The 22,890-nt window shown below is 37.7% G+C and carries 25 protein-coding genes; 6 read left to right on the top strand and 19 right to left on the bottom strand.

What is annotated here, in order from left to right; translation table 11 throughout:
- Positions 1–12: 12 nt before the first annotated feature.
- Positions 13–1,197: an FtsW/RodA/SpoVE family cell cycle protein gene (locus tag ACQKOF_RS00335; RefSeq protein WP_427552560.1), complete on the bottom strand. Its 1,185-nt coding sequence runs from the start codon at positions 1,195–1,197 to the stop codon at positions 13–15.
- Between the two features lie 60 nt (positions 1,198–1,257).
- Positions 1,258–1,539 carry a YlaN family protein gene (locus ACQKOF_RS00330; RefSeq protein WP_053483432.1) on the bottom strand — a complete coding sequence of 94 codons (282 nt, stop codon included), beginning with the start codon at positions 1,537–1,539 and terminating at the stop codon, positions 1,258–1,260.
- A 182-nt stretch (positions 1,540–1,721) separates the two neighbouring features.
- On the opposite strand from ACQKOF_RS00330, the gene ACQKOF_RS00325 reads away from it, so the two are divergent.
- Both ACQKOF_RS00325 and ACQKOF_RS00320 read left to right on the top strand, forming a co-directional pair.
- Positions 1,722–2,222 (top strand): peptidyl-prolyl cis-trans isomerase, encoded by a 501-nt coding sequence (locus tag ACQKOF_RS00325; protein WP_427552557.1) that lies wholly within the window; start codon positions 1,722–1,724, stop codon positions 2,220–2,222.
- A gap of 11 nt (positions 2,223–2,233) precedes the next feature.
- Positions 2,234–2,437, top strand: a complete 204-nt coding sequence (locus tag ACQKOF_RS00320) for a YlaI family protein (RefSeq protein ID WP_053483434.1) — start codon at positions 2,234–2,236, stop codon at positions 2,435–2,437.
- Positions 2,438–3,202: 765 nt separating this feature from the next.
- Here the strand turns inward: ACQKOF_RS00320 and ACQKOF_RS00315 are convergent.
- From ACQKOF_RS00315 to typA, 5 genes are all read right to left on the bottom strand, one after another.
- On the bottom strand, positions 3,203–3,997 hold the full coding sequence (locus ACQKOF_RS00315) for an ABC transporter permease (RefSeq protein ID WP_427552555.1): 795 nt from the start codon (positions 3,995–3,997) through the stop codon (positions 3,203–3,205).
- On the bottom strand, positions 3,990–4,757 hold the full coding sequence (locus tag ACQKOF_RS00310) for an ABC transporter ATP-binding protein (RefSeq protein WP_427552552.1): 768 nt from the start codon (positions 4,755–4,757) through the stop codon (positions 3,990–3,992). Before ACQKOF_RS00310 ends, ACQKOF_RS00315 begins: the two co-directional genes overlap by 8 nt.
- Before the next feature lies 1 nt (position 4,758).
- Positions 4,759–5,751: an ABC transporter substrate-binding protein gene (locus ACQKOF_RS00305; RefSeq protein WP_427552549.1), complete on the bottom strand. Its 993-nt coding sequence runs from the start codon at positions 5,749–5,751 to the stop codon at positions 4,759–4,761.
- A gap of 228 nt (positions 5,752–5,979) precedes the next feature.
- Positions 5,980–6,378, bottom strand: a complete 399-nt coding sequence (locus tag ACQKOF_RS00300; RefSeq protein ID WP_427552546.1) for a YlaH-like family protein — start codon at positions 6,376–6,378, stop codon at positions 5,980–5,982.
- 30 nt (positions 6,379–6,408) lie between these two features.
- A complete protein-coding gene (gene typA, locus ACQKOF_RS00295; RefSeq protein ID WP_427552543.1) occupies positions 6,409–8,253 on the bottom strand; it encodes a translational GTPase TypA in 1,845 nt (614 codons plus the stop codon).
- A 139-nt stretch (positions 8,254–8,392) separates the two neighbouring features.
- Between typA and ACQKOF_RS00290 the strand changes: the two genes are divergently transcribed.
- Positions 8,393–8,578: a DUF5325 family protein gene (locus tag ACQKOF_RS00290; protein WP_370045988.1), complete on the top strand. Its 186-nt coding sequence runs from the start codon at positions 8,393–8,395 to the stop codon at positions 8,576–8,578.
- A gap of 41 nt (positions 8,579–8,619) precedes the next feature.
- Here ACQKOF_RS00290 and ACQKOF_RS00285 read toward each other — a convergent pair whose 3' ends face one another.
- Positions 8,620–9,414: an inositol monophosphatase family protein gene (locus tag ACQKOF_RS00285; RefSeq protein WP_427552539.1), complete on the bottom strand. Its 795-nt coding sequence runs from the start codon at positions 9,412–9,414 to the stop codon at positions 8,620–8,622.
- A gap of 167 nt (positions 9,415–9,581) precedes the next feature.
- Complete coding sequence (locus ACQKOF_RS00280; RefSeq protein ID WP_053483442.1) at positions 9,582–9,779, bottom strand: hypothetical protein; 198 nt, start codon at positions 9,777–9,779, stop codon at positions 9,582–9,584.
- Positions 9,780–9,901: 122 nt separating this feature from the next.
- On the opposite strand from ACQKOF_RS00280, the gene ACQKOF_RS00275 reads away from it, so the two are divergent.
- A complete protein-coding gene (locus ACQKOF_RS00275; protein ID WP_427552535.1) occupies positions 9,902–10,528 on the top strand; it encodes a YktB family protein in 627 nt (208 codons plus the stop codon).
- 627 nt (positions 10,529–11,155) lie between these two features.
- On the opposite strand, the gene ACQKOF_RS00270 is transcribed toward ACQKOF_RS00275, so the two are convergent.
- Both ACQKOF_RS00270 and ACQKOF_RS00265 read right to left on the bottom strand, forming a co-directional pair.
- Complete coding sequence (locus ACQKOF_RS00270) at positions 11,156–11,443, bottom strand: UPF0223 family protein (protein WP_427552532.1); 288 nt, start codon at positions 11,441–11,443, stop codon at positions 11,156–11,158.
- A 262-nt stretch (positions 11,444–11,705) separates the two neighbouring features.
- Entirely contained in the window at positions 11,706–12,662 is a 957-nt protein-coding gene (locus ACQKOF_RS00265) for an NAD(P)H-dependent flavin oxidoreductase (RefSeq protein WP_427552529.1), read from the bottom strand.
- A 149-nt stretch (positions 12,663–12,811) separates the two neighbouring features.
- Between ACQKOF_RS00265 and ACQKOF_RS00260 the strand changes: the two genes are divergently transcribed.
- Positions 12,812–14,281 (top strand): aminotransferase class I/II-fold pyridoxal phosphate-dependent enzyme, encoded by a 1,470-nt coding sequence (locus tag ACQKOF_RS00260; protein ID WP_427552526.1) that lies wholly within the window; start codon positions 12,812–12,814, stop codon positions 14,279–14,281.
- Between the two features lie 37 nt (positions 14,282–14,318).
- Here the strand turns inward: ACQKOF_RS00260 and ACQKOF_RS00255 are convergent, their stop codons facing one another.
- The gene (locus ACQKOF_RS00255; RefSeq protein WP_427552524.1) at positions 14,319–14,654 is read right to left on the bottom strand and encodes a helix-turn-helix transcriptional regulator; all 336 of its coding nucleotides are present in this window, start codon (positions 14,652–14,654) and stop codon (positions 14,319–14,321) included.
- 172 nt (positions 14,655–14,826) lie between these two features.
- On the opposite strand from ACQKOF_RS00255, the gene ACQKOF_RS00250 reads away from it, so the two are divergent.
- The gene (locus ACQKOF_RS00250; protein WP_427552522.1) at positions 14,827–15,423 is read left to right on the top strand and encodes a class I SAM-dependent methyltransferase; all 597 of its coding nucleotides are present in this window, start codon (positions 14,827–14,829) and stop codon (positions 15,421–15,423) included.
- A gap of 35 nt (positions 15,424–15,458) precedes the next feature.
- On the opposite strand, the gene ACQKOF_RS00245 is transcribed toward ACQKOF_RS00250, so the two are convergent.
- The 7 genes from ACQKOF_RS00245 to pdhA all read right to left on the bottom strand — a co-directional run bounded on the left by ACQKOF_RS00245 (position 15,459) and on the right by pdhA (position 22,731).
- Positions 15,459–16,136, bottom strand: a complete 678-nt coding sequence (locus ACQKOF_RS00245) for an LrgB family protein (protein WP_370045974.1) — start codon at positions 16,134–16,136, stop codon at positions 15,459–15,461.
- Entirely contained in the window at positions 16,129–16,572 is a 444-nt protein-coding gene (locus tag ACQKOF_RS00240; RefSeq protein WP_427552519.1) for a CidA/LrgA family protein, read from the bottom strand. The genes ACQKOF_RS00245 and ACQKOF_RS00240 overlap by 8 nt, the downstream gene beginning before the upstream one ends.
- 209 nt (positions 16,573–16,781) lie before the next feature.
- Positions 16,782–17,564 carry an SDR family NAD(P)-dependent oxidoreductase gene (locus ACQKOF_RS00235; RefSeq protein ID WP_427552517.1) on the bottom strand — a complete coding sequence of 261 codons (783 nt, stop codon included), beginning with the start codon at positions 17,562–17,564 and terminating at the stop codon, positions 16,782–16,784.
- Positions 17,565–17,833: 269 nt separating this feature from the next.
- Positions 17,834–19,249, bottom strand: coding sequence for a dihydrolipoyl dehydrogenase (lpdA, locus tag ACQKOF_RS00230; protein WP_427552515.1), 1,416 nt, complete (start codon positions 19,247–19,249; stop codon positions 17,834–17,836).
- Between the two features lie 5 nt (positions 19,250–19,254).
- Positions 19,255–20,586 (bottom strand): dihydrolipoamide acetyltransferase family protein, encoded by a 1,332-nt coding sequence (locus ACQKOF_RS00225; RefSeq protein WP_427552513.1) that lies wholly within the window; start codon positions 20,584–20,586, stop codon positions 19,255–19,257.
- Between the two features lie 48 nt (positions 20,587–20,634).
- Positions 20,635–21,612, bottom strand: coding sequence for an alpha-ketoacid dehydrogenase subunit beta (locus tag ACQKOF_RS00220; RefSeq protein ID WP_370045965.1), 978 nt, complete (start codon positions 21,610–21,612; stop codon positions 20,635–20,637).
- Between the two features lie 3 nt (positions 21,613–21,615).
- Complete coding sequence (pdhA, locus tag ACQKOF_RS00215) at positions 21,616–22,731, bottom strand: pyruvate dehydrogenase (acetyl-transferring) E1 component subunit alpha (RefSeq protein WP_427552510.1); 1,116 nt, start codon at positions 22,729–22,731, stop codon at positions 21,616–21,618.
- Positions 22,732–22,890 lie beyond the last annotated feature (159 nt).

The raw sequence follows: 22,890 nt of genomic DNA, 5'->3' as shown, positions 1-22,890 counted from the left end.
TGATATCCCCCTTTATGATTGTGTCTTTCTCCTTTCTATCTTTTCAAACATAGAAACATTGATCAATATTCCCATCGCTAAAGATAGAATAATTATAGATGTCCCGCCATAGCTAATAAAAGGTAGCGTTACACCGGTTAACGGGATTAACCCAGTTACACCCCCAAGATTGATAAACGTTTGCCAGCCAATCCAGCTCGCAATGCCAGCCGCAATCATACGTGCTAGTGGATCTTTCGTGCGTAACGCAATCGAAAATCCTTTATATACAATAAATCCTAAACCACCTAAAACGATAAGAACTCCCCAAACTCCTAGTTCCTCCATAATAATCGCCATAATAAAATCGGTTTGTGGTTCAGGCAAATACCCCAATTTTTGAATCGACTGACCGAGGCCTCTTCCCTCTAAACCGCCTCCGCCAATGGCATAATAACTATTAACAACCTGGTGACCACTACCACTTTCATAATTAAACGGGTTTATGTATGATTTAATACGGCCCATACGGTTATCCGTTAACATATCCCCTTTAAACAACCATAGTATACCAAAGATGACTCCTCCAAACGCACCTAATACCCCGAAAAACTTCCAAAATGTTTTAAACGGAATACCACTCGCTGCTACAACACAAACAGCGATTCCACATAAAATAATACTTGCTCCCAAATCGGTTTCAAATGCAACACCAGCAACAACTAGAATCCAGAGGAAAATTGGATAAAATATTTCATTTGGTTGTAGCTTTTCAAGTGTATATTTTTGTCCTTTCCGATAAAAGGCAGCAGCAAAATATAAAATTATAAATAGCTTTGCATATTCAGAAGGCTGAAAGTTCCCAAAACCGGGGACGGAAATCCAACTTTTAGACCCTATTCCTGCTTCATCACCATTACCAGCAACTTTTACCCAAGTAAATAGTACAACTAATACAGCCGTAAGTATCAACATAACTTTTTTATTTGCATAATGCTTATACGGAAAAAATGCCGCTGCTAAAAATCCAAGAAAAGCTACAGTTAAATTGATTACTTGCTTGTGGTAATAATAATCTGGCGCCTTTCCTTTTATTGCAATCGCTACCATCATACTTGAACTATAAATCATTACTAATCCAAATAAGCTTAATAATAAGAAAGTAAAAAATAATGGGTAATCAAAATTTTGTGCATAACGTTTTAAATATTGTTTCATCGGAAAACCTCATTCTAGAAAAAAAACTCAAATCGCAAATTGCGTTTGAGTTTTTTCTTTTTATTTGTCTGTATACGCGTCATGTAGTACAGAAAGTTCTTTCTCGAGTGAATCGAGAATTTCTTTGCCTTTTTCGCGATCAATGAGTCCAAGCTTCACAGCAAAGTCAATTTCACGTGAAAGGCCGAACATTTGTGTATCTAATACTTCTTCATATAGAGGGCATTGTGGCATTGTTAAATGATCCATTTGTACTCGAATGAGGCGAGCAATTTTATCTGCATCAGCAACTAAAAGCTCCAAAGCCTTCTCTTGAAAAGAAGTTTGTGATTTAGTATCCATGAGGACGCCCCCATTATCTGATATTTCTTCGATTCTATCTTAATAAAGTTTATCTTTTAGTCGTTAAAAATGCAAGTGTCTACATTGGAAAATAGAGAAATCGAATTATATTTCTTTATTATCACTAGTCATTAGCGTTATACTATTTCATGGATATACAAGATTTGAGGAGGATTTCTATTATGGAAACAATAATTCCTATTAAAGGCGCAGTTACATTCCAACTAACATTAGATCCCACTGTTTGGATTTTCGATGATCGTAAATTAGATTTAAAAACGTACTTCGATGCAAAAGAAATTGAGGAAGATTCGGATATTAAATATATGCGTGAAGTAGGTGCTCACTGGTCACGTGAGATTATGGAAGGAGCTACTTTCCCGCCAACATTGAAGTCAGAACGAAAATTTGACCGCAAAGGGATGGAAACAGGTACTTTCGGGATCGAATTAAGTCCCTTCTTAAAAAATGCTGAAATTAAACCTGAAGCAACAACAATCGTCATTGAATGTGAAGATGGCAAAGAATATCCATTTACAATCGAAGAAGCTCATACATTAATTTTAAAGTATAGCCAAGATGGCAAGCCATTACTAGAAGATGGTCCTGTTCATGTGCTATTTAGAGACGGTTCCAATGTAGACAACCCTATCAAAAATGTATTAGCTATTCGTGCTGAGTAGGAGGGAATGCAATGCGCGTAAAATGCGTTATTTGCGATACAATTAACAATTTAGATGATAATTTACCGTTAGCGAAAAAATTACGCAATCGACCAATTCATACGTATATGTGTGGTACATGCCATGATCGTATTGAAGAAAATACCGTTGCACGCATTGAAACAGGAAATTTCCGTTTTTATCGTACTTCACCACAAATGGATAAAGAATTTTAACAGCAACTGAAGGAGGTGACTCATTATTTGAGACACCTCCTTTTTGTTGTTGAAAACTATTGTGTCAATGAAATTAAGGGTCCTATTAAGTATTAGCCTTCGTTCCCCTACCGCTGATCCCCAAGGAGTCGCCCAGCCTTCACTTCAATCAATCTCTTCACATAACATGCGTTTTAACAAAATGATATCCAACTTTTTAGTTTTATCGGAACTTTCAGGAATTATCGCCCAACTTTTAAATTTTATCGATAAACTTTCACATTTTATCACCCATCTTTTAATTTTTATCGACATCCACCTTCCAAATAGTAAAAGGGTCTCTTCTGTGCGAAAGCGAAGTGTTAACGTAGCGGCAGCAACAACAGGTGTACATTAGCGTCACTGTTATAAATATTTTCTGTTCGATTATGGTGAGTAGCCATAGTGATCACTTTTGAAATGAATAAAATTTATAAAAGCTCTACTCTACCGCTGATTGGAGTGGAAGGCTATTCGAGTGCTCCTGTCGTTTCACTTTCGTCACATAGCAAAGCTTCCTGCAGTGAAAGCAAGTAGCCCAGAACGGAAGCCACCCTCAAAAGCCACAACATTCACAAAAAATTCCTTGATCATTTTGTTTTTCAACATTATGAAGAGGCTGGGACAAATCCTGTCAAAACCTTTAAAAACGCGAGAAATCAATTTTAAAAAACGTTGATTTTTCGCGCTTTTCTGATGTCAAATTTTTTCAATAAAATATACTTATATCCCAGCCTCTTTAACCGTCTAACCATTATTTTTTATAATCGCCTTCTCAATCAACTCGACAACCTGATACATAATCGTGGCAAAAAAGGCGATGATGAGAAGTGACATAAGCACAAGATTAAAATTAAACACCTGAAAGCCATAAATAATTAAATAACCAAGCCCTTTTGAGGCAACTAAAAATTCACCAACTATGACACCTACCCAAGAAAGTCCTACATTTACTTTCAAAGTAGAAATAATCGTTGGAAATGAAGCGGGTAAAATAACTTCTCTAAATATTTGCCACCTGGTTGCCCCAAAAGTTTGTAATACTTTGCTGTAGTTTGGATCCACCCCTTTAAAAGCTGTATAAACTACGATGGTTGTAATAATTATTGAAATCAATGCGCCCATTGCTACAATAGAAAAATAACCTGGACCAAGTGCGACTATTAAAATTGGTCCTAAAGCAACTTTCGGCATGGCGTTTAAGATAACTAAATATGGATCAAGTACTTTTGATATCATCGGTGACCACCATAATACTATTGCTATTAATGTACCTATTAGTGTTCCCGCAATAAAGCCAATGATCGTTTCCATTAAAGTAACACCAACGTGAAGTGTTAACGTACCATCACTCACTTTTTCTACTAATGTGTGCCATACATTCGTTGGTGAACTAAATATTAAACGGTCAATCCATCCACATCTTGAAAGAAGCTCCCACCCACCGAAAAATACGAGTAAGATGATCAGCTGATATAATCGAACATAGCGCTTTTCTTTTTTTAGCAATTGCTGATACTGTTTAAATGATGTATTATCCAAGATTCTCCAGCTCCTTCCAAATAGTTTGGAATATATCTGAATATGCTGGATGCTGTCGAACATCAAAAGGTGAAAGCTCTTGTAACTCTGGAGGTATAGCAAATACTTTATGCAATGTACCTGGATTTGCAGAGAATAGAAATACCCGTTCACTCATCGCAATCGCTTCACCAATATCATGTGTCACGAGAACTGCCGTTTTTTGATAGGCCTTTAACGTTTCAACAACCAAATCCTCAAGTTTTAATTTTGACTGATAATCAAGTGCCGAAAATGGTTCATCTAGCAATAAAATTTTAGGATCCACTGCTAAAGTTCTTGCAAGTGCAACCCGTTGACGCATGCCACCTGATAACTCTCTCGGATAGTTGTTCCCTACATGCGGTAAACCAATTTCTCGCAAAAGTGCATTTGCAGTTACTTTATGAGTTTTAGTGCTTCGCTCCATGATTCTCAGACCTATAGTGACATTTTCTTCGATAGTTTTCCAAGGAAATAAATAATCTTGCTGAAGCATGTAGCCTATGAGAGACTGATTTTGTGTTGAAATTTCCTCACCATCAATGTATACCTTGCCTTCTGTAGACGAAAATAAGCCCGCAATAATTGATAATAACGTCGTTTTCCCACATCCGCTCGGTCCTATAAAAGAAACAAACTCACCTTCGCGAATATCTAAACTGATATCACGTAAAACTTCCTTTGCCTGCGTATTCGAAAAATAGCTATGGTTAATATTTTCTACTTTTAAAAATTCCATATTACTCAGCTGCCTTTTTAGCAAAGGTTGTATTCACAAGCTTTTCATAATCCACCCGTTGAGGAAGTTCACCTGCTTCCTCCATGATCGTTTGCAAGTTATCCCATTCTCCCTTATTCAAAATAGGATCTGTAGCATAGGAACCCTGTGATTTATAACGCTCTACCACAGTTTCAATTAATCCAACATCTACATTTTCAAAGTATGGCTGAATAATTTTCGCTATTTCGGCCGGACTCGCTTTTTGTACAAAATCCTGTGCTCGTTTCAATGCATTTGTAAAGCATTGAACCGTCTTCGCTTTGTCCTTTAAAAAACTGCTCTTCGCCATAAACGATGTATAAGGTAATTGCCCAGATTCAGTACCAAACGAAGCGACAATATAGCCCTTACCTTCTTTTTCAAGCATGCTCGCTGTTGGTTCGAATAGCTGTACATAGTCCCCCGTTCCAGAAGCAAAGGCTGTAGAAATATTAGCAAAATCAATGTTTTGAATAAGCTTTAAATCATTAGCAGGGTCAATGCCATGCTTTTTCAGGACAAACTCACCCGTCATTTGTGGCATTCCTCCTTTACGTTGCCCTAAAAATGTAGAGCCTTTTAACTGATCCCACGAAAAATTATCCATCTTTTTGCGCGCAACTAAAAATGTGCCATCCGTTTGTGTTAATTGCGCAAAGTTTTGGATCGGGTCATTGGCGCCTTGTAGCGTTACATATATAGATGTTTCCGATCCAACTAAGGCGATATCAATTCCATCAGAAAGTAACGCCGTCATTGTCTTATCGCCACCGGCAATTGTTTGTAGCTCAACGGAAAGCCCTTCATCCTTGAAGTACCCTTTTTCAAGTGCTACATACTGCGGCGCATAGAAAATCGAGCGCGTCACTTCTCCAACTTTGACTTTTTCAAGCTCCGTTTTATTACACGCTGTCAAAGAAAGGAGTAACAAAGCGACAACACTAAATAATAAACCTTTTTTAAGCCAACGCATTCCATTTCCTCCTTGATTGATGAATATAAGCCTATCGCATTAACTTATTCATATCGGAAGATTTCGGTGCCTATCTTTTCAAATTGTTCTACAGTGTGACACTTTCCGCCCCTCTCTTTATTACTTTCTATCAGTCACTTTGGTACTTCTATTCATCACTTTTGTTTCTATAAAAAAACAGCCTTAGCTATTCAAAGCTAAGACTGTTTCTATTAAGGTAAAGTTATTTCACTGATTAGTAGCTTGTTGCTCTTCTCTTTTTTCACGCCATAAACGTGTTTTATAGATGATCAAAATTAAAGCTGCTACAATGAGCCCTTCTACCATCGGAAGATATAACGCAAAAAATGTTAATATAATACAACCTAAAAACAGGAAAATATAAATAACAATATTTTGTGATAGTTTTAATTTCTTTGCAAAGCCTAGTTTATAAACAAGTGCAGAAAGCAAAAACACTAGAGCAAACAGAACATAGCCTGCCATATCATAGCTCGGTAAGTTTTCATATAACAAACGCGTTATTCCTGCCATTTTTTCATAGGCCTTTACTGTTTCCTCTGTATTTGCTTGTGTAGCAACTTGAATAACATTTAGTTCACCCAATAAAGCGGACTTAATATCCAAGACTCCTCTTCCTTTCATGGAAGCAAAAAATTATTGTTCAGCGTTTTTTAATTTTTTCGCTGCTTTCTCACGTTCATTTTTGTCTAGAATTTGTTTACGAAGGCGAATAGATTCTGGCGTGATTTCTAGGTACTCATCATCACTTAAAAATTCTAATGCTTCTTCTAGTGTTAATAAACGCGGCTTTTTAATAACGTTTGTCGCATCTTTTGTCGCAGAACGAACATTCGTTTTTTGCTTCATTTTTGTAATGTTTACAGTGATATCATTATCACGTGTATTTTCACCAACAATCATACCTTCATAAATTTCAGTACCTGGTTCTACAAATAGTGTACCACGGTCCTCTACTTGCATCATACCATAAGTTGTTGATTTACCAGTTTCCATTGATACAAGTACACCTTGGTGACGACCACCAATACGACCTGGAATAAATGGTTGGTAGCAATCGAAAGTATGGTTGATGATACCAAAGCCTTTAGTCATTGACATGAATTCAGTTGTATAACCGATTAAACCACGTGCAGGAACTAAGAATGTTAAACGAACTTGGCCATTGCCATTGTTCACCATATCTAACATTTCACCTTTACGTGTACCGATTGATTCGATAATTGAACCAACATTTTCTTCTGGAACGTCAATTTGTACACGCTCAAATGGCTCACATTTAACGCCATCAACTTCACGAATGATTACTTGTGGTTTTGATACTTGTAACTCAAATCCTTCACGGCGCATATTTTCAATAAGGATAGATAAGTGAAGCTCTCCGCGACCAGAAACAGTCCAAGCATCTGGAGAATCTGTATCTTCAACGCGTAAAGAAACGTCCGTTTGTAGTTGTGAACGTAAGCGCTCTTCTACTTTACGGGCTGTTACCCATTTACCTTCACGGCCAGCAAATGGTGAGTTATTTACTAAGAAAGTCATTTGTAATGTTGGTTCATCGATACGTAACGGTGTTAAAGCTTCTTGGTGTTCTACAGGACATACAGTTTCACCAACGTTGATGTCCTCCATACCTGAAACGGCAATTAAATCGCCAGCTTTTGCTGATTGAATTTCTTCACGTTTTAAGCCGAAGAAGCCAAATAGTTTTGTAACACGGAATTGTTTTACTGTTCCATCTAATTTCATAAGTGCTACTTGTTGACCTACTTCGATTGTACCGCGGAATACACGACCGATACCGATACGACCTACGTAATCATTATAGTCAAGTAAAGCTACTTGGAATTGTAATGGGTCAGCTGAATTGTCAACAGGTGCTGGAATAGCTTCGATTACTTTTTCAAATAGACATTGCATGTTTTCTTCTTGTTTCGTTGGATCTGCATCCAGTGAAGCAGTACCATTTACCCCAGAAGCATAAACAACAGGGAAGTCTAATTGATCGTCATCTGCACCAAGCTCAATGAATAATTCTAATACTTCATCTACTACTTCTAGTGGACGAGCTGAGTCCTTATCTACTTTATTAACAACCACAATTGGTGTTAATTTTTGTTCTAACGCTTTTTTCAGTACGAAGCGTGTTTGCGGCATACAACCTTCATACGCATCGACAACTAGTAAAACGCCATCTACCATTTTTAAAATACGTTCTACCTCACCGCCAAAGTCGGCGTGTCCAGGCGTATCAAGGATGTTGATACGAGTTCCGTTATAATTTACTGCAGTATTTTTCGCTAAAATTGTAATACCACGTTCACGTTCAATATCATTAGAGTCCATTGCACGTTCTTCAACATGTTCGTTTGAACGGAATGTACCCGATTGTTTTAATAATTGGTCGACTAAAGTAGTTTTACCATGGTCAACGTGTGCGATAATTGCGATATTGCGAAGATCTTGACGTAAGTTTGTCATTATTCCACTCCATATTCTTTTTTCGAATGTTTAACTGTGATATTATAGCACAAGAAGGATAGAAATGTCCTTATTAGAATTTACATCATTCTAAAAAAATATATTTGCATTATAAATTTTTAATATAGGAGGCTCGGCTATGAATCGTGCAAAATTCGTAATGGCCGTTTACGCATTAGCGGCTGTTTTAGCAATGTGTTCTATCGGATATTCTGTGTCAGTTGGTAGTGGATTAGGTATAATAGCAGGCATTGTGGCTACTTGTGTCATTTTCATGACAGCCTTTAAAATGAAACGTAAACTGCGTGAGCAAGGACTACTTTAATAGTAAAAAGGAGCCTGTCTAAAAAATAGACGGCTCCTTTATTATACATAAGGCACAATATATTTTTCTAATAACTCTTTGTGTATAGAAGGATTGGCAATGATAAACGTATCCTGATGCAGGAAATCAAAACCCTCTCCATGTAAATTAGTGGTAATGGCACCAACTTCCTTAGCGATAATAGTACCTCCAGCAATATCCCATGGAGAAAGTCGCATCGATACATAAGCATCTAATTTACCACTGACAACAAACGCTATTTCCATTGCGGCTGAACCATATGACCGCGTCCCACGTATTTTCCGAACCATTTCAATTACTTTTTCATGGTGAATATGTCGATTTGGTGCTACCCAGTGTGCGTTTATGCCAATGACCGATTCCTCAATTTTGACTGACTGCAATTTACGTAATGGAGAGTCATTGTACCATGCTCCTTCGCCTGCAATCGCATAAAATAAATCTTCACGCATTACATCAAATATGTAACCAAGCTTGCCTACTCCATTAATGAAAATACCGATAGAAATCATAAAATGACGATGTTGTTTCACAAAATTCATCGTGCCGTCGATTGGATCAATAATCCATACAACACCTTCTAACGACTCTACTTTCTCTCCCATTCCCTCTTCCCCTAAAATTTTGTGAGTTGGATCGAAACCTCGTATTTTTTCGATAAAAAATAATTCTGTTTCACGGTCAATATTTGTGACAAGGTCATTGGCACTTGATTTTGTCTCGATAACTAGATTGTACGAAAAGGCCTCTCGAATACGACTACCCGCTTCAAATATAATACTTTTCGCAAATTGATCAATTTGTTGTAAATCCATAAAAACCCACCCTTCAGGCTCTATACTTTTAGCCTAGCACATAATACTTCCCTGAAAATATAACTTTCCATTATGATATACTGTCTATTTTACCCTTTATAGCAATAAAAATCACCTGCTGTCGGAATATTCAGCAAGTGATTTTTCAAATTGGTATAAAATTTTTATTACGCATAGGCGTGCAAGCTTTCAAGTTCCAGCTGTATTTCAGCCAGACGTTTTTTACTTTTTTCAATTTCAAGCTCATTTTTTTCATTCATTGCCGAGAATAGCGAGGCTAATTCATAATCTAATTCTAATTGTAAAATGTGTTCATATTGCTTTTCAATGTCGACTTTACGTATAATTTTTACGATTGGTTTCATAAAAATCACTTCCTTTTTTATTTTTTACAAAAACTTATCACATTCGATAAAGTGCTTGTTATAAGATTTTTTCCCATTTTCCTTATAAAATAAACCTTATAAATCGAAAGGAGTTAATAAAAATGCCGAAAATAAAGTGGACTAACAAAGACTTCAATGTTTTTCAAATAGACGGTTTAGAACAGAGAATGGATGCATTAAATTTATGTGTACGACCAAAATTCCAATTGCTTGGAGAGGATTTTTCTTCCTTCTTTTCGAGTCATCTTGGAGAAGAATTTTATCCTCATGTTGCGAAGCATGCGCGTAGAACAATAAATCCCCCAAATGACAGCTGGGTTGCCTTCGCTCCGTACAAACGAGGTTATAAATCATTACCTCACTTTCAGATTGGTCTTTGGAGCACACATTTATTCATCGTCTTAGCTATTATTTATGAAGCTCCACAAAAAAATGTGATGGCAGAACGTTTAATTACCAACAAAGCAATGCTACAGCAGCTTCCTGATGATTTCATTGTCTCTGGGGATCATATGTCTCCAGCAGCAATCTCCATGCAAGATGCAAAGGAAGACAAGCTAGATGATTTACTTATTCGTTTACGTGATGTTAAAAAAGGCGAGTTTTTAGTAGGTCGGCATATTCCAAAAGACCAAGCAGTTAAGCTATCAGCTAGTCAACTTCATCAATTAACGGAAGAAACCTTTAGCCGTTTACTCCCTATTTATAACATCATTGTTGGAAAATAAAATTTGACGGATTACGCTTCAAGCTTTGCGGCATAATAATTAAAACAATTCCAATGACAAAACCTTATATTTATATATTGTGGAAAATTTACTTTATTATCCCTAGCAAATGAAAATTTGCTTGAAGAATATTCTTGTCGATGAGGGTTTGAGGAAATTATTTATTTTTTCTCTGCTTTTCAAAAAAATTCGGAAAATGTATTATATTGTTTATGTAGTATATGAAATATGCTTATTTTTAACACAGAGATAGTGTTAAGCTATCAGATAAAAAAATGGTCAATAAAATTAGGTGTCAATTAAGTATGCCCCTATGGCAAAACGAGGGGTTGATTTCCATTCCGACTGTGCGCTTTCCTGGGGGCGTCCGATGAGCCCAAGGAGTCGCTCAGTCTCCACTCCAATCAACCACTTCATAAAGCATGTATCTTCTGACGTATCACTCGATTTATAGTGATAAAGCTTGATCATTTTGTTTTTTAACACTATGAAGAGGTTAGGGCATAAGCATATTTTTTAAGAAAAATTAAAAAATTTCTCATCAGAAAAGCGCGAGAAATCAATGTTGCTAAAATTGATTTCTCGCGCTTTTTAAGGTTGTGACCAATTTTGTCCTAGCCTCATTTTTTATCGCCGTTGCTTCGGGGCAACTTTAATAATCGTGCCATCAGTTGCTTCTTTTGTTTGTTTCACGACAGGGTAACTGACATAGCCACTTGCTTCTTCAAATTCTCGGAAAATCGATTTTTCCTCGGCCTGTGAAGGAACAATTTCTTTAAAACGACGATATTTCGCCATCATTACTTCACGCTTAATGCCTTTTTCATAAGCTTTTTCAATTCCTTCAAAAAATTGGACAACATCAACAATTTCCTCAGTTGACCAATCAGTTGAAAACGGATAAGAGTATTCCATTGGACATAACCACCTTTATGTTACTGACCGATACAAAAAACATATACATTTCTAAAAAATGTAGACATCTCTACTGTGACACAACTTATATCTTTTGATTTTCGTTTTTGTGTCTTCCTTATTCTCCGAGTGTGGTTTCGCAAAAAGCTACTACCATTTAGTATGACTCTCCAAAGGCTTAAATTCCGCAGTATCGTTGCGTACACATCTAAGGTTTAGTTTCAGTTAAACTCCTTAGATTGAATACTTTGCTCGGATGTCGTTAAGCCCATTTTACCCGAATACTTTCTGCTTCCGCAAGCATTCGAGTGATAAGCTCCTCAACTGTTGGAATATCATGAATCATTCCTGTAACTTGTCCAGCCCAGCCAAGTCCTTCATCTTTTTCGCCATCATAAATAAAACGTTTATTTGCTTTCCCGCTAATATAATCTTTTAATGCCTCATACGTAGGTGTAGTGCGCTCAATTTCTAAAATCTTTTCCGTAAATTCACTGCGCAACGCTCGTGCTGGTGCACCTATAGAACGTTTTATAACAGTCGTATCTGCCTCGGTGCTTGCGAGTAAGGCTTCTTTATAAGCCTCAGAGGCATCAACACATTCCTTTGTCGCTATAAAACGAGTACCCATTTCAATTCCCTCTGCTCCCAGTGCATGAGCAGCCATCCAGCCACGGCCATCACCAATTCCACCCGAGGCAATAACAGGTATTTTCACACTATCTACAACCTGTGGCACAAGTACCATTGTCCCGATATCATCGCGTCCAAGATGACCTCCGCCCTCTTGCCCAACAACCATAACAGCATCTGCGCCTAGTTCTTCTGCCTTTTGAGCTTGTCTACGTGCAGCAACAAGTACTAATTTTTTTATATCCGTTCCTTCCAAAATATCAAAAATAGGTGCAGGATTCCCGCCAGTCATTGTAACGACTGGTACCTTTTCTTCCACTGCAACACGCACCATATCCTCATAGCTAGTGCCATACATACCAATTGCAAAATTTACGCCAAACGGTTTATCCGTTAATGTTCGTACTTTATGAATCTCAGCGCGCAATAAGTCAGGATCTCGTAAACTCATTGCTGTAATTTGCCCTAGCCCCCCAGCATTCGACACCGCTGCTGCTAAATCAGCATATGCTAAATAGGCTAACCCTCCTTGAATAATTGGGTATTTAATATTTAAGAGATTTGTCACATGTGTATTCCAATTCATAGTATCTCCCCTTTCCTACGATACTAATTTCTCGAAATTATCCGGAAATCCTTTTATTTTTATTTTTCTGTAAAGTCTTTTTTTTCATGCAATTAGGTGCTATAATTCATTTGTTTTCTTAAATATTAAAAAGTGAGGTGGTACCTGCGTTGTCACAATTAGAGACTCCATTGTTCGACGTATTACTTAAACATCGAAATAGACATCCAATTCAGTTCCATATTCCAGGCCATAAGAAAGGTCACGGTATGGATCCTGCATTTCGAGAATTCGTCGGCGACAACGTTTTATCAATTGATTTAATTAATATTGCTCCACTAGACGATTTACATTCACCAAAGGGCGCCATTAAAGAAGCACAAGCACTTGCTGCCAAAGCCTTTGGTGCTGATCATACATTCTTTTCCGTTCAAGGTACTAGTGGCGCTATCATGACGATGATTCTGACCATCGTCGGTCCAGGTGATAAGATTCTAGTACCGCGGAATGTTCATAAATCCATTATGTCGGCGATTGTTTTCGCTGGTGCAATCCCGATTTTTATTCATCCTGAAGTAGATAGTGAATACGGTATTTCTCATGGAATATCGCCTGAAGCTGTTGAAAAAGCTTTAAATGCTTATCCAGATACAAAGGCAGTTCTTGTCATTAATCCAACGTACTACGGCTTCTCTGCAGATTTAAAGCGTATTATTGAAATCGTTCATAGCCGCAACATCCCGGTAGTTGTCGATGAAGCACATGGTGTACACATTAAATTTCATGATGATCTTCCTTATTCCGCAATGGAAGCTGGGGCTGATATGGCAGCAACAAGCGTACATAAGCTTGGTGGTTCTATGACTCAAACGTCTATTTTAAATGTTCGTGAAGGACTTGTTTCTGCAAAACGTGTGCAAGCTGTCCTGTCGATGCTAACGACGACATCGACATCTTATCCATTACTTGCTTCTCTTGACACAGCACGACGTCAGCTAGCAATCCATGGTTATGATTTAATTGGTGATGCACTTCGTTTGGCAAAGGATGCTCGTAAACGCATTAACCTAATTCCACATTTAAAATGTGCTGGTAAAGAAAAATTAAATTCATCAGCAACTTATGATATGGATCCTTTAAAGCTACTAATAAGTGTTAAAGATTTAGGTATTTCTGGTCATCAAGCTGAAGAATGGCTTCGTCACAATGCAAATATTGAAGTAGAATTATCGGATCTATACAATATTTTATGTTTAGTGACATTAGCTGATACGAAAAAGGAAATTAATCTCCTCATCAATGCCCTTAGTCGTATGTCAAAGGCATTCGATTCAGAGGCTGCTATTACTGAAACAGTGGTCAATGTACCTGGAATTCCTGCACTTGCCATGTCACCACGCGATGCATTTTATGCAGATACTGAAGTTGTTCCTCTTGCAGAAGCGGATAATTGTATTTGTGCAGAATTCGTTATGGTATATCCCCCAGGTATTCCGATTTTTATTCCCGGGGAAATAATTACTCAAGAAAATATTCGTTATATTCAAATGAATATTGAAGCTGGTTTACCTGTTCAAGGACCTGAAGACACAACATTAAAAACCATTCGCGTCATAAAAGAACGCAAACCTATTATTTAATGCAAAGCTACCTCACAATGAGGTAGCTTTTTGTCAATTAATAATAATAAAACCAAGTAGAGATCATACCTAATATAGGGAACATAAGCCACCAATGCCTCCACAAAAAATCCCCAATAGTTTTGTGATCGGATTTATTTGAAGCTGGGGCTGACTCTTCTAGTGTATGATATTTTTCTTCCCCAGTAATAAGCTGATCTAAAGAAATTTTATATAAATCACTTAACCTTCTTAAATTATCAATATCAGGATATCCCTTTCCTAACTCCCATTTAGAAACTGATTGTCTTGAAATATTTAAAAAACCTGCGACATCATCCTGTGTATACTTATGTTGTTCTCTCAATTCCTTTAGACGGTTTTCTAAATTCATTGAATTTCACCTCCAACTTATAGGATTTTGATCAAATAATAATGGATTATTACACTTTATTCTAGAAGTTGTTATTTGCTAATTCGCAACGCATAGTTGCTTTCATGAACTAAGCAAAAAATTCGATTTTAGAGCTTACTTCACTTACAATATTTAGTAAAGGAGTGATGGAATGAACACATGGGATCAACGATTCAAAACAATCGAATATGTTTATGGTGAGCACCCAAATGCATTTATAGAAGACTATGTACACTATTTAAAGGATTATGAAAATGTGGCTGCATATGCCGAAGGTGAAGGTCGAAATGCTGTATTTTTAGCTATACAGGGACATACAGTAACTGCCTTTGATTATGCCGAAAGCGGTCTTAAAAAAACAGAACAGCTCGCAGAAAAACATAATGTTACAGTTCAAACAAAGCTTACTGACTTACTGCAAGATGAACTACCAGTAGAAATGTTTGATGCTGCTCTTATGGTGTTTGGACATTTTCAAACTGAACAGCAACAAGAAGTGTTTAAGCGAATTGTAGATTCTGTAAAATCTGGCGGTCGTATTATGATGGAACTTTATTCAATTTATCAACTACCTTACGCCTCGGGTGGCCCAAAACAGCTTGATTTTTTATATGACCCATTAGATGTTCTAAAATGGTGTCAACCTTATAAAATCATCCATTTTTTCACAGGTGAACAAGTACGAAATGAAGGTATGCTCCACACAGGACTTGCTCATACCATTCAAATTATTATCGAAAAAAGTTAAAAAAACTATATACAGATTTCTGTATATAGTTTTTTTTACAAAAATAAATAAACAAATAGTGGACATAAAAATGCGCCTATAATTGCAGTTAAAGCCATAGATAGTGAGCCTACTGATAATTCTTGTTCTCCGTATTCTCTTAATTTAACAAGTCCAACGCCATGTGAAGCACTACCTACTGCAACACCTCTACTAACGGCTGAATCAATTTTGCCGTATTTAATGACTAACGGTCCAATAATAGCGCCTACAAACCCTGCTAGCATTACGAGTACAGCTGTTAATGGTGGAATGCCGCCAATTGTCTCACTCACCTGCATACCTACAGGTGTCGTTAATGATTTAGGCAAGGCCGTCAGTAGCCAGCTTTTATTGACGCCAATCCATTTCAGCATAACAAATATTGTCGCCAAGCCCGTAATCATAGCGATAAAAATACCTGACAAAATTGCATACTTATATTTCATAATGATCTCACGCTGATTATATAGAGGATACGCAAGGGCTACAACTGCTGGACCTAGCATTTTTTGAAGCCATTTTCCTCCCTCCATATAAGTAGAATATGGAATATTAAAAACTAATAATATGACTGCACTGACGATAGTTGTCGTCACTAGTGGGATCATTAAAGGATGTGGGTATCGTTGATAAAGCTTTGTAAATAACACGAACAAGACAACGGTGCCTACGACAACAATAATTTCAATCAACAGTTAATTCCCCCTCCCCTTCTTCTACAATGGCTTCTGCTTCTTTTTTAGCCAGCTCTTTTTTCTCAACCATTTGACTAAGTAATCCTGTAACATAAATAGAGATTAGCGTGCTTGCTATAACGGCTAGCATAATCAATAGGCCAGTTGTTGAAAAAAGTTCAGGATAGTCAATCACTCCTACTGTTGCAGGAATGAAAAACAAGGTTAATACACCAATTAAAAAGCCTGCTCCATCTTGAATGTACTCAACTTTAATTATTTTAAAATTGAGTGCTAGTGCTAATAATAGTAATCCAATTACACTTCCAGGAAGAGGTACATGTAGTAAAGCCACAATACCGACACCCATATAATAAAAAATATAGAGTATCCCAATCTGAACAATAATAAAAACAACCCTCTTTAACATCAAAGCAAAATTCTCGTTCAACATTTCGCCACATTTCACCCCCTATAACGTTCATTCTACATCTGCAGGAATTTTCTGTCTATTATAATTTTAGGAAAACAATAGAAAAAAAGGATAACTCCAAAACACTTTGAGCCATCCTTTTTCTATACATTAAATAAAGAGGTTGTCTAAAAACTGCTCTACATTCATTTTTAGACACCGCTAAATAGTCTTTTCAAAAAATTATTACTCTATAATGCATGTCCTGAACCGCCATCAATATTTACAGAAGTTCCTGTCACATAACTTGCTGCATCTGATACTAAAAAAGTAATGACATTTGCTGCTTCTTGAGTATCCCCCACGCGACCAAGCGGAATCGCTTGACCTACCTTGCGAGAATAATTTTCCCACGATAGCTCTGGCGCTTCTTCTTTCCACTTCTTCTCTATTTGATCACTACGAATAAGCCCAATACAAACAGAATTCACACGAATATTATCTTTACCTAAGTCTTTGCTCATAGCTTTTGTTAACGCAAGCCCTGCCGCACGACTTACGGTAGTAGGAAGTGAGCTTGCTGGTGGCGTTTTAGCCATTACCGCGGTCACATTTACAATTGCACCACTACCAACCTTACGTAAATGAGGTACAGCATATTTTGAGCAATTAACAGCACCAAACACTTTTAAATCTAGATCAGCCTGCCATAGCTCACTGCTAACCGATTCAAATGGATTAGCTGAAGCTGTACCTGCATTGTTAATAACAATATCAAGGCGACCAAAATGTTCTACTGCTCGTTCAATTAAGTACTTACAATCTTTTTCCTTTGTAATATCAGTCGGTACAATTAATACGTCCTCGCCTGTTTCGTTTTTAATACAGCCAGCGGCCACTTGGAGCTGCTTTTCACCACGAGCACAAAGTACAACCTTCGCCCCCTCTTTCACAAGCTGCATCGCTGTATAATAACCAATTCCCTTACTTGAACCTGTAATAACCGCTACTTTCCCCTTTAAGCCTAGTTCCATTGTTATCACCCCAGTTTTTTGTTCAACTTCTCTTTTTCATAAATATTGTTATCATTTTCGGACATCTAGCAGTCAATGTCTGAGATCTATTCGGCACTTCACAAGATCTATCTGACACTTTCACTAAGTCTATCCGGCATTTAATAGATTCCTAACTGAATTATATTTTTCGAATATTCATTCGATATAATTACTTTATCAAAATTACAAGTAATATACAAAAAAACGGCTACAAAGCAAATGCTTCATAGCCGTTTTCATAAGCCTTATTATTTTTTAGCTACAATATGGATTGGGTTGCCAAGTAATACTTCAGCAGCTTCCATTGTAATTTCACCTAATGTTGGGTGAGCATGGATTGTTAACGCGATATCTTCAGCAGTCATACCGCCTTCAATTGCTAAGCCCATTTCAGCGATCATATCAGATGCACCAGCACCTACGATTTGAGCACCGATTAATAAGCCATCTTCTTTACGCGCAACAAGCTTCACGAAACCTTCTGTTTGGTTTAATGCAAGTGCACGACCATTTGCTGCGAATGGGAATTTCGCTGCACTGTATTCGATACCTTCTGCTTTCGCTTGATCTTCGTTATAACCAACTGTTGCCATTTCTGGATCTGTGAAGCATACAGCAGGAACAGCTAAATAGTCAACGATTGATTTTTCACCAGCGATTGCTTCAGCAGCAACTTTACCTTCGTAAGATGCTTTATGAGCAAGCTGAGGACCTGCTACAATATCACCAATTGCATAGATGTTTGGAATATTTGTACGACATTGTTTGTCAACATTGATAAGACCACGTTCACCGAATTCAATACCGATTTCAGCAAGGCCCATTTCATCTGTATTTGGACGACGACCTACAGTTACTAATACATAGTCAGCTTCAACTTTTTTCTCTTCTCCGCCAACTTCATATGTTACTACTACGCCGTTTTCTGTTTCTTCAACGCCTTTTGCAGATGCGTTTACTTCCATTTCAACGCCTTTCTTTTTAAGGCCTTTTTTCACGATTTGTGTCATTTGTTTTTCGAAACCAGCTAAGATATCTTTTCCGCCTTCGATAATTGTTACTTGTGAGCCAAGATTAGCATAAGCTGAGCCTAACTCTGTACCAATATAGCCTCCACCGATAACGACTAATTTACCTGGTACTTCTTGTAAAGAAAGTGCGCCAGTAGAATTTAGTACGCGATCAGAGAATTTAAATGTTGGAATTTCAACTGGGCGAGAACCCGTTGCGATAATTACATTGTTAAATGTGTAAGTTTGAGCAGATTCACCATTGATGATACGCACTGAATGAGCGTCAACGAAATAAGCTTCACCTTGTACAATTTCAACTTTATTACCTTTAAGTAAGCCTTCAACACCGCCAGTTAATTTTTTAACAACACTGTCTTTAAAAGCTTGTGCTTTTGAGAAGTCTAATTTCACATCAGAAGCGATGATACCCATGTCATCTGAATGTTTAGCATGCTCAAAACGGTGACCTACTGAAATTAATGCTTTTGATGGGATACAACCTACGTTTAAGCACACACCACCAAGTACATTTTTTTCAACGATTGTTACTTTTTGGCCAGTTTGAGCTGCACGAATTGCTGCTACATATCCTCCAGGACCTGAACCAATGACAAGAGTATCTGTTTCGATTGGAAAATCTCCTACTACCATTTTTGTTACGCCTCCATTAATAATAATTCTGGTTCACTTAACAAACGCTTTAAGTGATTTAAAGCATTTTGCGCAGTGGCTCCATCGATCATACGATGATCAAAGCTCAATGATAATGCTAACACAGGTGCGGCTACAATTTCACCATTTTTTATTACAGGTTTTTCTGAAATTCGACCAATACCTAAAATCGCTACTTCAGGATGATTAATTACCGGAGTAAACCATTGTCCTCCTGCAGAGCCGATATTCGTAATCGACATCGAAGCGCCTTTCATTTCATGTGGTGCCAGCTTGCCTTCACGCGCTTTAGTCGCTAATTCATTAATCTCGTTTGATACTGCAAAAACAGATTTACGATCTGCGTGCTTAATAACTGGTACTAGCAAGCCTTTTTCTGTATCTGCTGCAATACCAATATTGTAATAATGCTTCTGAATAATTTCTTGCGTTGCATCATCTAATGAGCGGTTAAATTCTGGGAATTCGCGTAAAGTTGAAATAAGCGCTTTAACTACGTATGGTAAGTACGTTAATTTTACACCCTTTTCAGCAGCGATATCTTTGAATTTTTTACGATGTGCTACTAGAGCTGTTACATCGACTTCATCCATTAGTGTAACATGTGGAGCCGTTTGTTTCGAATGAACCATCGCTTTTGCAATCGCTTTTCGAATACCAGACATTTTCTCACGTGTTTCTGGGAATTCACCTTCAAGTACTACTGGTGCTGCTTGTGCAGCAGTTTCTTGAGCCGCTTCTTCATTAGCTACTGGTGCTACTTCAACCTCTGCAGCGCCTCCACCTTTTAGGAAATTCTCAATATCTTGTTTTAAAATACGACCATTTTTGCCTGTACCTTTAACTTCACGAATATTAATATCATTGTCTCGTGCAAATTTGCGTACGGAAGGCATTGCAATGATACGCTTATTATCTTCAACTACAGCTACAGTCTTTTCAGGAGTTTTCTCTGGAACCTGCTCACCTTCAACAGGTGCCTTTGCTACTTCCTGACCAGACTCAGCTGTCGCTTGAACTTGAGCCTCTGTTTTCGCTTCAGCATGGTCATCACCTTTTAGCTTTAAGTCTTCATAGCCAGGTGCATCAAAACGGATTAAGACATCACCAACAACCGCTACTGTGCCTTCTCCTACTAAAACTTCCTCTACTTTCCCTTCAACCGGAGAAGGGATCTCTACCACTGCTTTGTCATTTTGCACTTCACAAAGAATATCATCTTCTTTTACTGTATCTCCAGCTTTAACGAACCATTTCACGATTTCGCCTTCGTGAATACCCTCGCCTATATCAGGTAATCTAAATTCAAATGCCATGTGTACCCATCCTTTCTATTTACAGTTCCTTCAAGTTTAGAAGCTACATTAGAATGTTAAAACTTTTTTCGCTGTTTCCATTACATCTTTATAGTTCGGTAACCAAACACCTTCAGCTTGTGGGAATGGGTACACAGTATCTGGTGCAGCCACACGAAGTACAGGTGCTTCTAAGCTTAAAATCGCGCGTTCTGTAATCTCAGCCACAACATTTGCAGCGATACCTGCTTGTTTTTGAGCCTCTTGTACAACGATTGCACGACCTGTTTTTTCAACTGACGCAATAATTGTTTCAATATCAATTGGTTGGATTGTACGTAAATCAATAACTTCTACAGAGTGGCCTTCTTTTTCTAGCTCTTCTGCAGCCTTTAAGCTTTCGTGAACCATTAAACCGTAGGCAATAATTGTTAGATCTTTACCTTCACGTTTTACATCCGCTTTACCTAGTGGAATTTCGTATGCTTCCTCAGGTACCTCTTCACGGAATGAACGATATAATTTTAAATGCTCTAAGAAAATTACTGGGTTATCATTTCGAATAGATGAAATTAGTAAGCCTTTAGCATCGTATGGTGTTGATGGGACAACAACCGTTAAACCTGGCTGTGCTGTCATTAAGCTCTCTAAGCTATCAGAGTGCATTTCAGGTGTATGCACGCCACCACCAAACGGAGAACGGATTGTTACTGGTGCATTATAGACGCCACCGCTACGATAGCTCAGACGTGCTAATTGACCACTAATTGAATCCATTACTTCATAAACAAAACCGAAGAACTGTATCTCAGGTACTGGACGGAAACCTTGTAGAGAAAGTCCGATTGCTAAGCCACCAATACCTGATTCTGCTAATGGTGTATCGAATACGCGGTCAACACCAAATTCTTTTTGTAGGCCTTCAGTTGCGCGGAATACCCCACCGTTGACACCTACATCTTCCCCGAATACAAGAACGTTTTCATCATTCTTTAATTCTGTGCGAAGTGCATCTGTAATTGCTTGAATCATTGTCATTTGTGCCATAGGTTATTTCGACTCCTTCTCTTTGTAGATTTCATACTGTTCTTTTAAATTAGATGGCATTTCGCCTTTATACATGTTTTCCATTAACTGTGTTACTTTTTGTTTTGGAGCAGCATCGGCTTTTTTGATCGCCTCTTTAATTTCTTCTTTCGCACGTTCAATAACAGCTTCTTCTTTTTGCTCATCCCATAGACCTTTCGCCTCTAAATATTTACGGAAGCGTACAAGAGGGTCTTTTTGTGCCCATTCATTATCTGTATCAGATGTACGGTAACGCGTTGGGTCATCCCCTGCCATTGTATGAGGACCATAGCGATAGCACATTGTTTCAATTAATGTTGGACCTTCGCCATTAACTGCGCGCTCACGTGCATCACGTGTTGCTACGTAAACTGCTAGCGCATCCATACCATCTACTAAAATACTTGGTAAGCCAGCTGCTACACCTTTTTGAGCAATTGTTTTCGCAGCTGTTTGTAATTCACGAGGTGTTGAAATTGCATATTGGTTATTTTGTACAATGAAGATTGCTGGTGATTTAAACGCACCTGCAAAGTTAATACCTTCATAGAAATCCCCTTGCGATGAACCACCATCACCTGTATAAGTTACAGCCACAGCCTTTTTACCACGTTTTTGAATACCAAGCGCTACACCTGCAGCTTGAATATATTGTGCACCGATAATGATTTGAGGTGCTAATACATTTACACCTTCAGGAACTCGGTTCCCCATAAAATGACCACGCGAGAATAAAAACGCTTTATCTAAAGGTAAACCATGCCATACGATTTGTGGTACATCACGGTAACCTGGTAAAATCCAATCTTCTTTTTCTAATGCAAAGTGTGAAGCAAGTTGTGAAGCTTCTTGCCCAGCCGTTGGTGCATAGAAACCTAATCGACCTTGACGGTTAAGAGAGATAGAACGTTGGTCTAAAATACGTGTATAAACCATACGCGTCATTAACTCAACTAGCTCCTCATCAGATAACTTTGGGTCTGCCTCGTCATTTATAATTTCGCCTTCTTCATTCAAAATTTGAAACATTTCAAACTTATCTTCTATTTCAGTTAGCGTTTGTTTAGCGTCAAAAATATTATTGTTTTTATTGCCCATTTGTCACATCTCCCTTTCAGCTGTATTAAAATAAATCACCATTTCAACTAGTACAACTTATTCTTTGCACTCAGTATACTTAATAAAATACTGTCGGTCAATCATATATTACGCGTACAAACAAAGATTTTTTCTAAAATAACGATTAAAGAACTCTGT

It is taken from the genome of Lysinibacillus sp. NPDC093190 (assembly GCF_050280425.1).
Taxonomy (GTDB): Bacteria; Bacillota; Bacilli; order Bacillales_A; family Planococcaceae; genus Lysinibacillus.
Note: the sequence above shows the minus strand (reverse complement) of the source record. Positions and strands in the feature narration are given on the sequence as shown.

Bases quoted from the DNA above. Each gene is read 5' to 3' on its own strand.
- ACQKOF_RS00265 (WP_427552529.1), bottom strand. From the start codon at position 12,662: ATGAATTGGAATACACATGTGACAAATCTCTTAAATATTAAATACCCA.
- ACQKOF_RS00275 (WP_427552535.1), top strand. From the start codon at position 9,902: ATGCCGAAAATAAAGTGGACTAACAAAGACTTCAATGTTTTTCAAATA.
- ACQKOF_RS00280 (WP_053483442.1), bottom strand. From the start codon at position 9,779: ATGAAACCAATCGTAAAAATTATACGTAAAGTCGACATTGAAAAGCAA.
- ACQKOF_RS00255 (WP_427552524.1), bottom strand. From the start codon at position 14,654: ATGAATTTAGAAAACCGTCTAAAGGAATTGAGAGAACAACATAAGTAT.
- ACQKOF_RS00290 (WP_370045988.1), top strand. From the start codon at position 8,393: ATGAATCGTGCAAAATTCGTAATGGCCGTTTACGCATTAGCGGCTGTT.
- ACQKOF_RS00240 (WP_427552519.1), bottom strand. From the start codon at position 16,572: ATGTTGAACGAGAATTTTGCTTTGATGTTAAAGAGGGTTGTTTTTATT.
- ACQKOF_RS00285 (WP_427552539.1), bottom strand. From the start codon at position 9,414: ATGGATTTACAACAAATTGATCAATTTGCGAAAAGTATTATATTTGAA.
- ACQKOF_RS00270 (WP_427552532.1), bottom strand. From the start codon at position 11,443: ATGGAATACTCTTATCCGTTTTCAACTGATTGGTCAACTGAGGAAATT.
- ACQKOF_RS00220 (WP_370045965.1), bottom strand. From the start codon at position 21,612: ATGGCACAAATGACAATGATTCAAGCAATTACAGATGCACTTCGCACA.
- ACQKOF_RS00225 (WP_427552513.1), bottom strand. From the start codon at position 20,586: ATGGCATTTGAATTTAGATTACCTGATATAGGCGAGGGTATTCACGAA.
- ACQKOF_RS00235 (WP_427552517.1), bottom strand. From the start codon at position 17,564: ATGGAACTAGGCTTAAAGGGGAAAGTAGCGGTTATTACAGGTTCAAGT.
- ACQKOF_RS00335 (WP_427552560.1), bottom strand. From the start codon at position 1,197: ATGAAACAATATTTAAAACGTTATGCACAAAATTTTGATTACCCATTA.
- ACQKOF_RS00305 (WP_427552549.1), bottom strand. From the start codon at position 5,751: ATGCGTTGGCTTAAAAAAGGTTTATTATTTAGTGTTGTCGCTTTGTTA.
- ACQKOF_RS00330 (WP_053483432.1), bottom strand. From the start codon at position 1,539: ATGGATACTAAATCACAAACTTCTTTTCAAGAGAAGGCTTTGGAGCTT.
- pdhA (WP_427552510.1), bottom strand. From the start codon at position 22,731: ATGGGCAATAAAAACAATAATATTTTTGACGCTAAACAAACGCTAACT.
- ACQKOF_RS00310 (WP_427552552.1), bottom strand. From the start codon at position 4,757: ATGGAATTTTTAAAAGTAGAAAATATTAACCATAGCTATTTTTCGAAT.
- ACQKOF_RS00320 (WP_053483434.1), top strand. From the start codon at position 2,234: ATGCGCGTAAAATGCGTTATTTGCGATACAATTAACAATTTAGATGAT.
- lpdA (WP_427552515.1), bottom strand. From the start codon at position 19,249: ATGGTAGTAGGAGATTTTCCAATCGAAACAGATACTCTTGTCATTGGT.
- typA (WP_427552543.1), bottom strand. From the start codon at position 8,253: ATGACAAACTTACGTCAAGATCTTCGCAATATCGCAATTATCGCACAC.
- ACQKOF_RS00325 (WP_427552557.1), top strand. From the start codon at position 1,722: ATGGAAACAATAATTCCTATTAAAGGCGCAGTTACATTCCAACTAACA.
- ACQKOF_RS00250 (WP_427552522.1), top strand. From the start codon at position 14,827: ATGAACACATGGGATCAACGATTCAAAACAATCGAATATGTTTATGGT.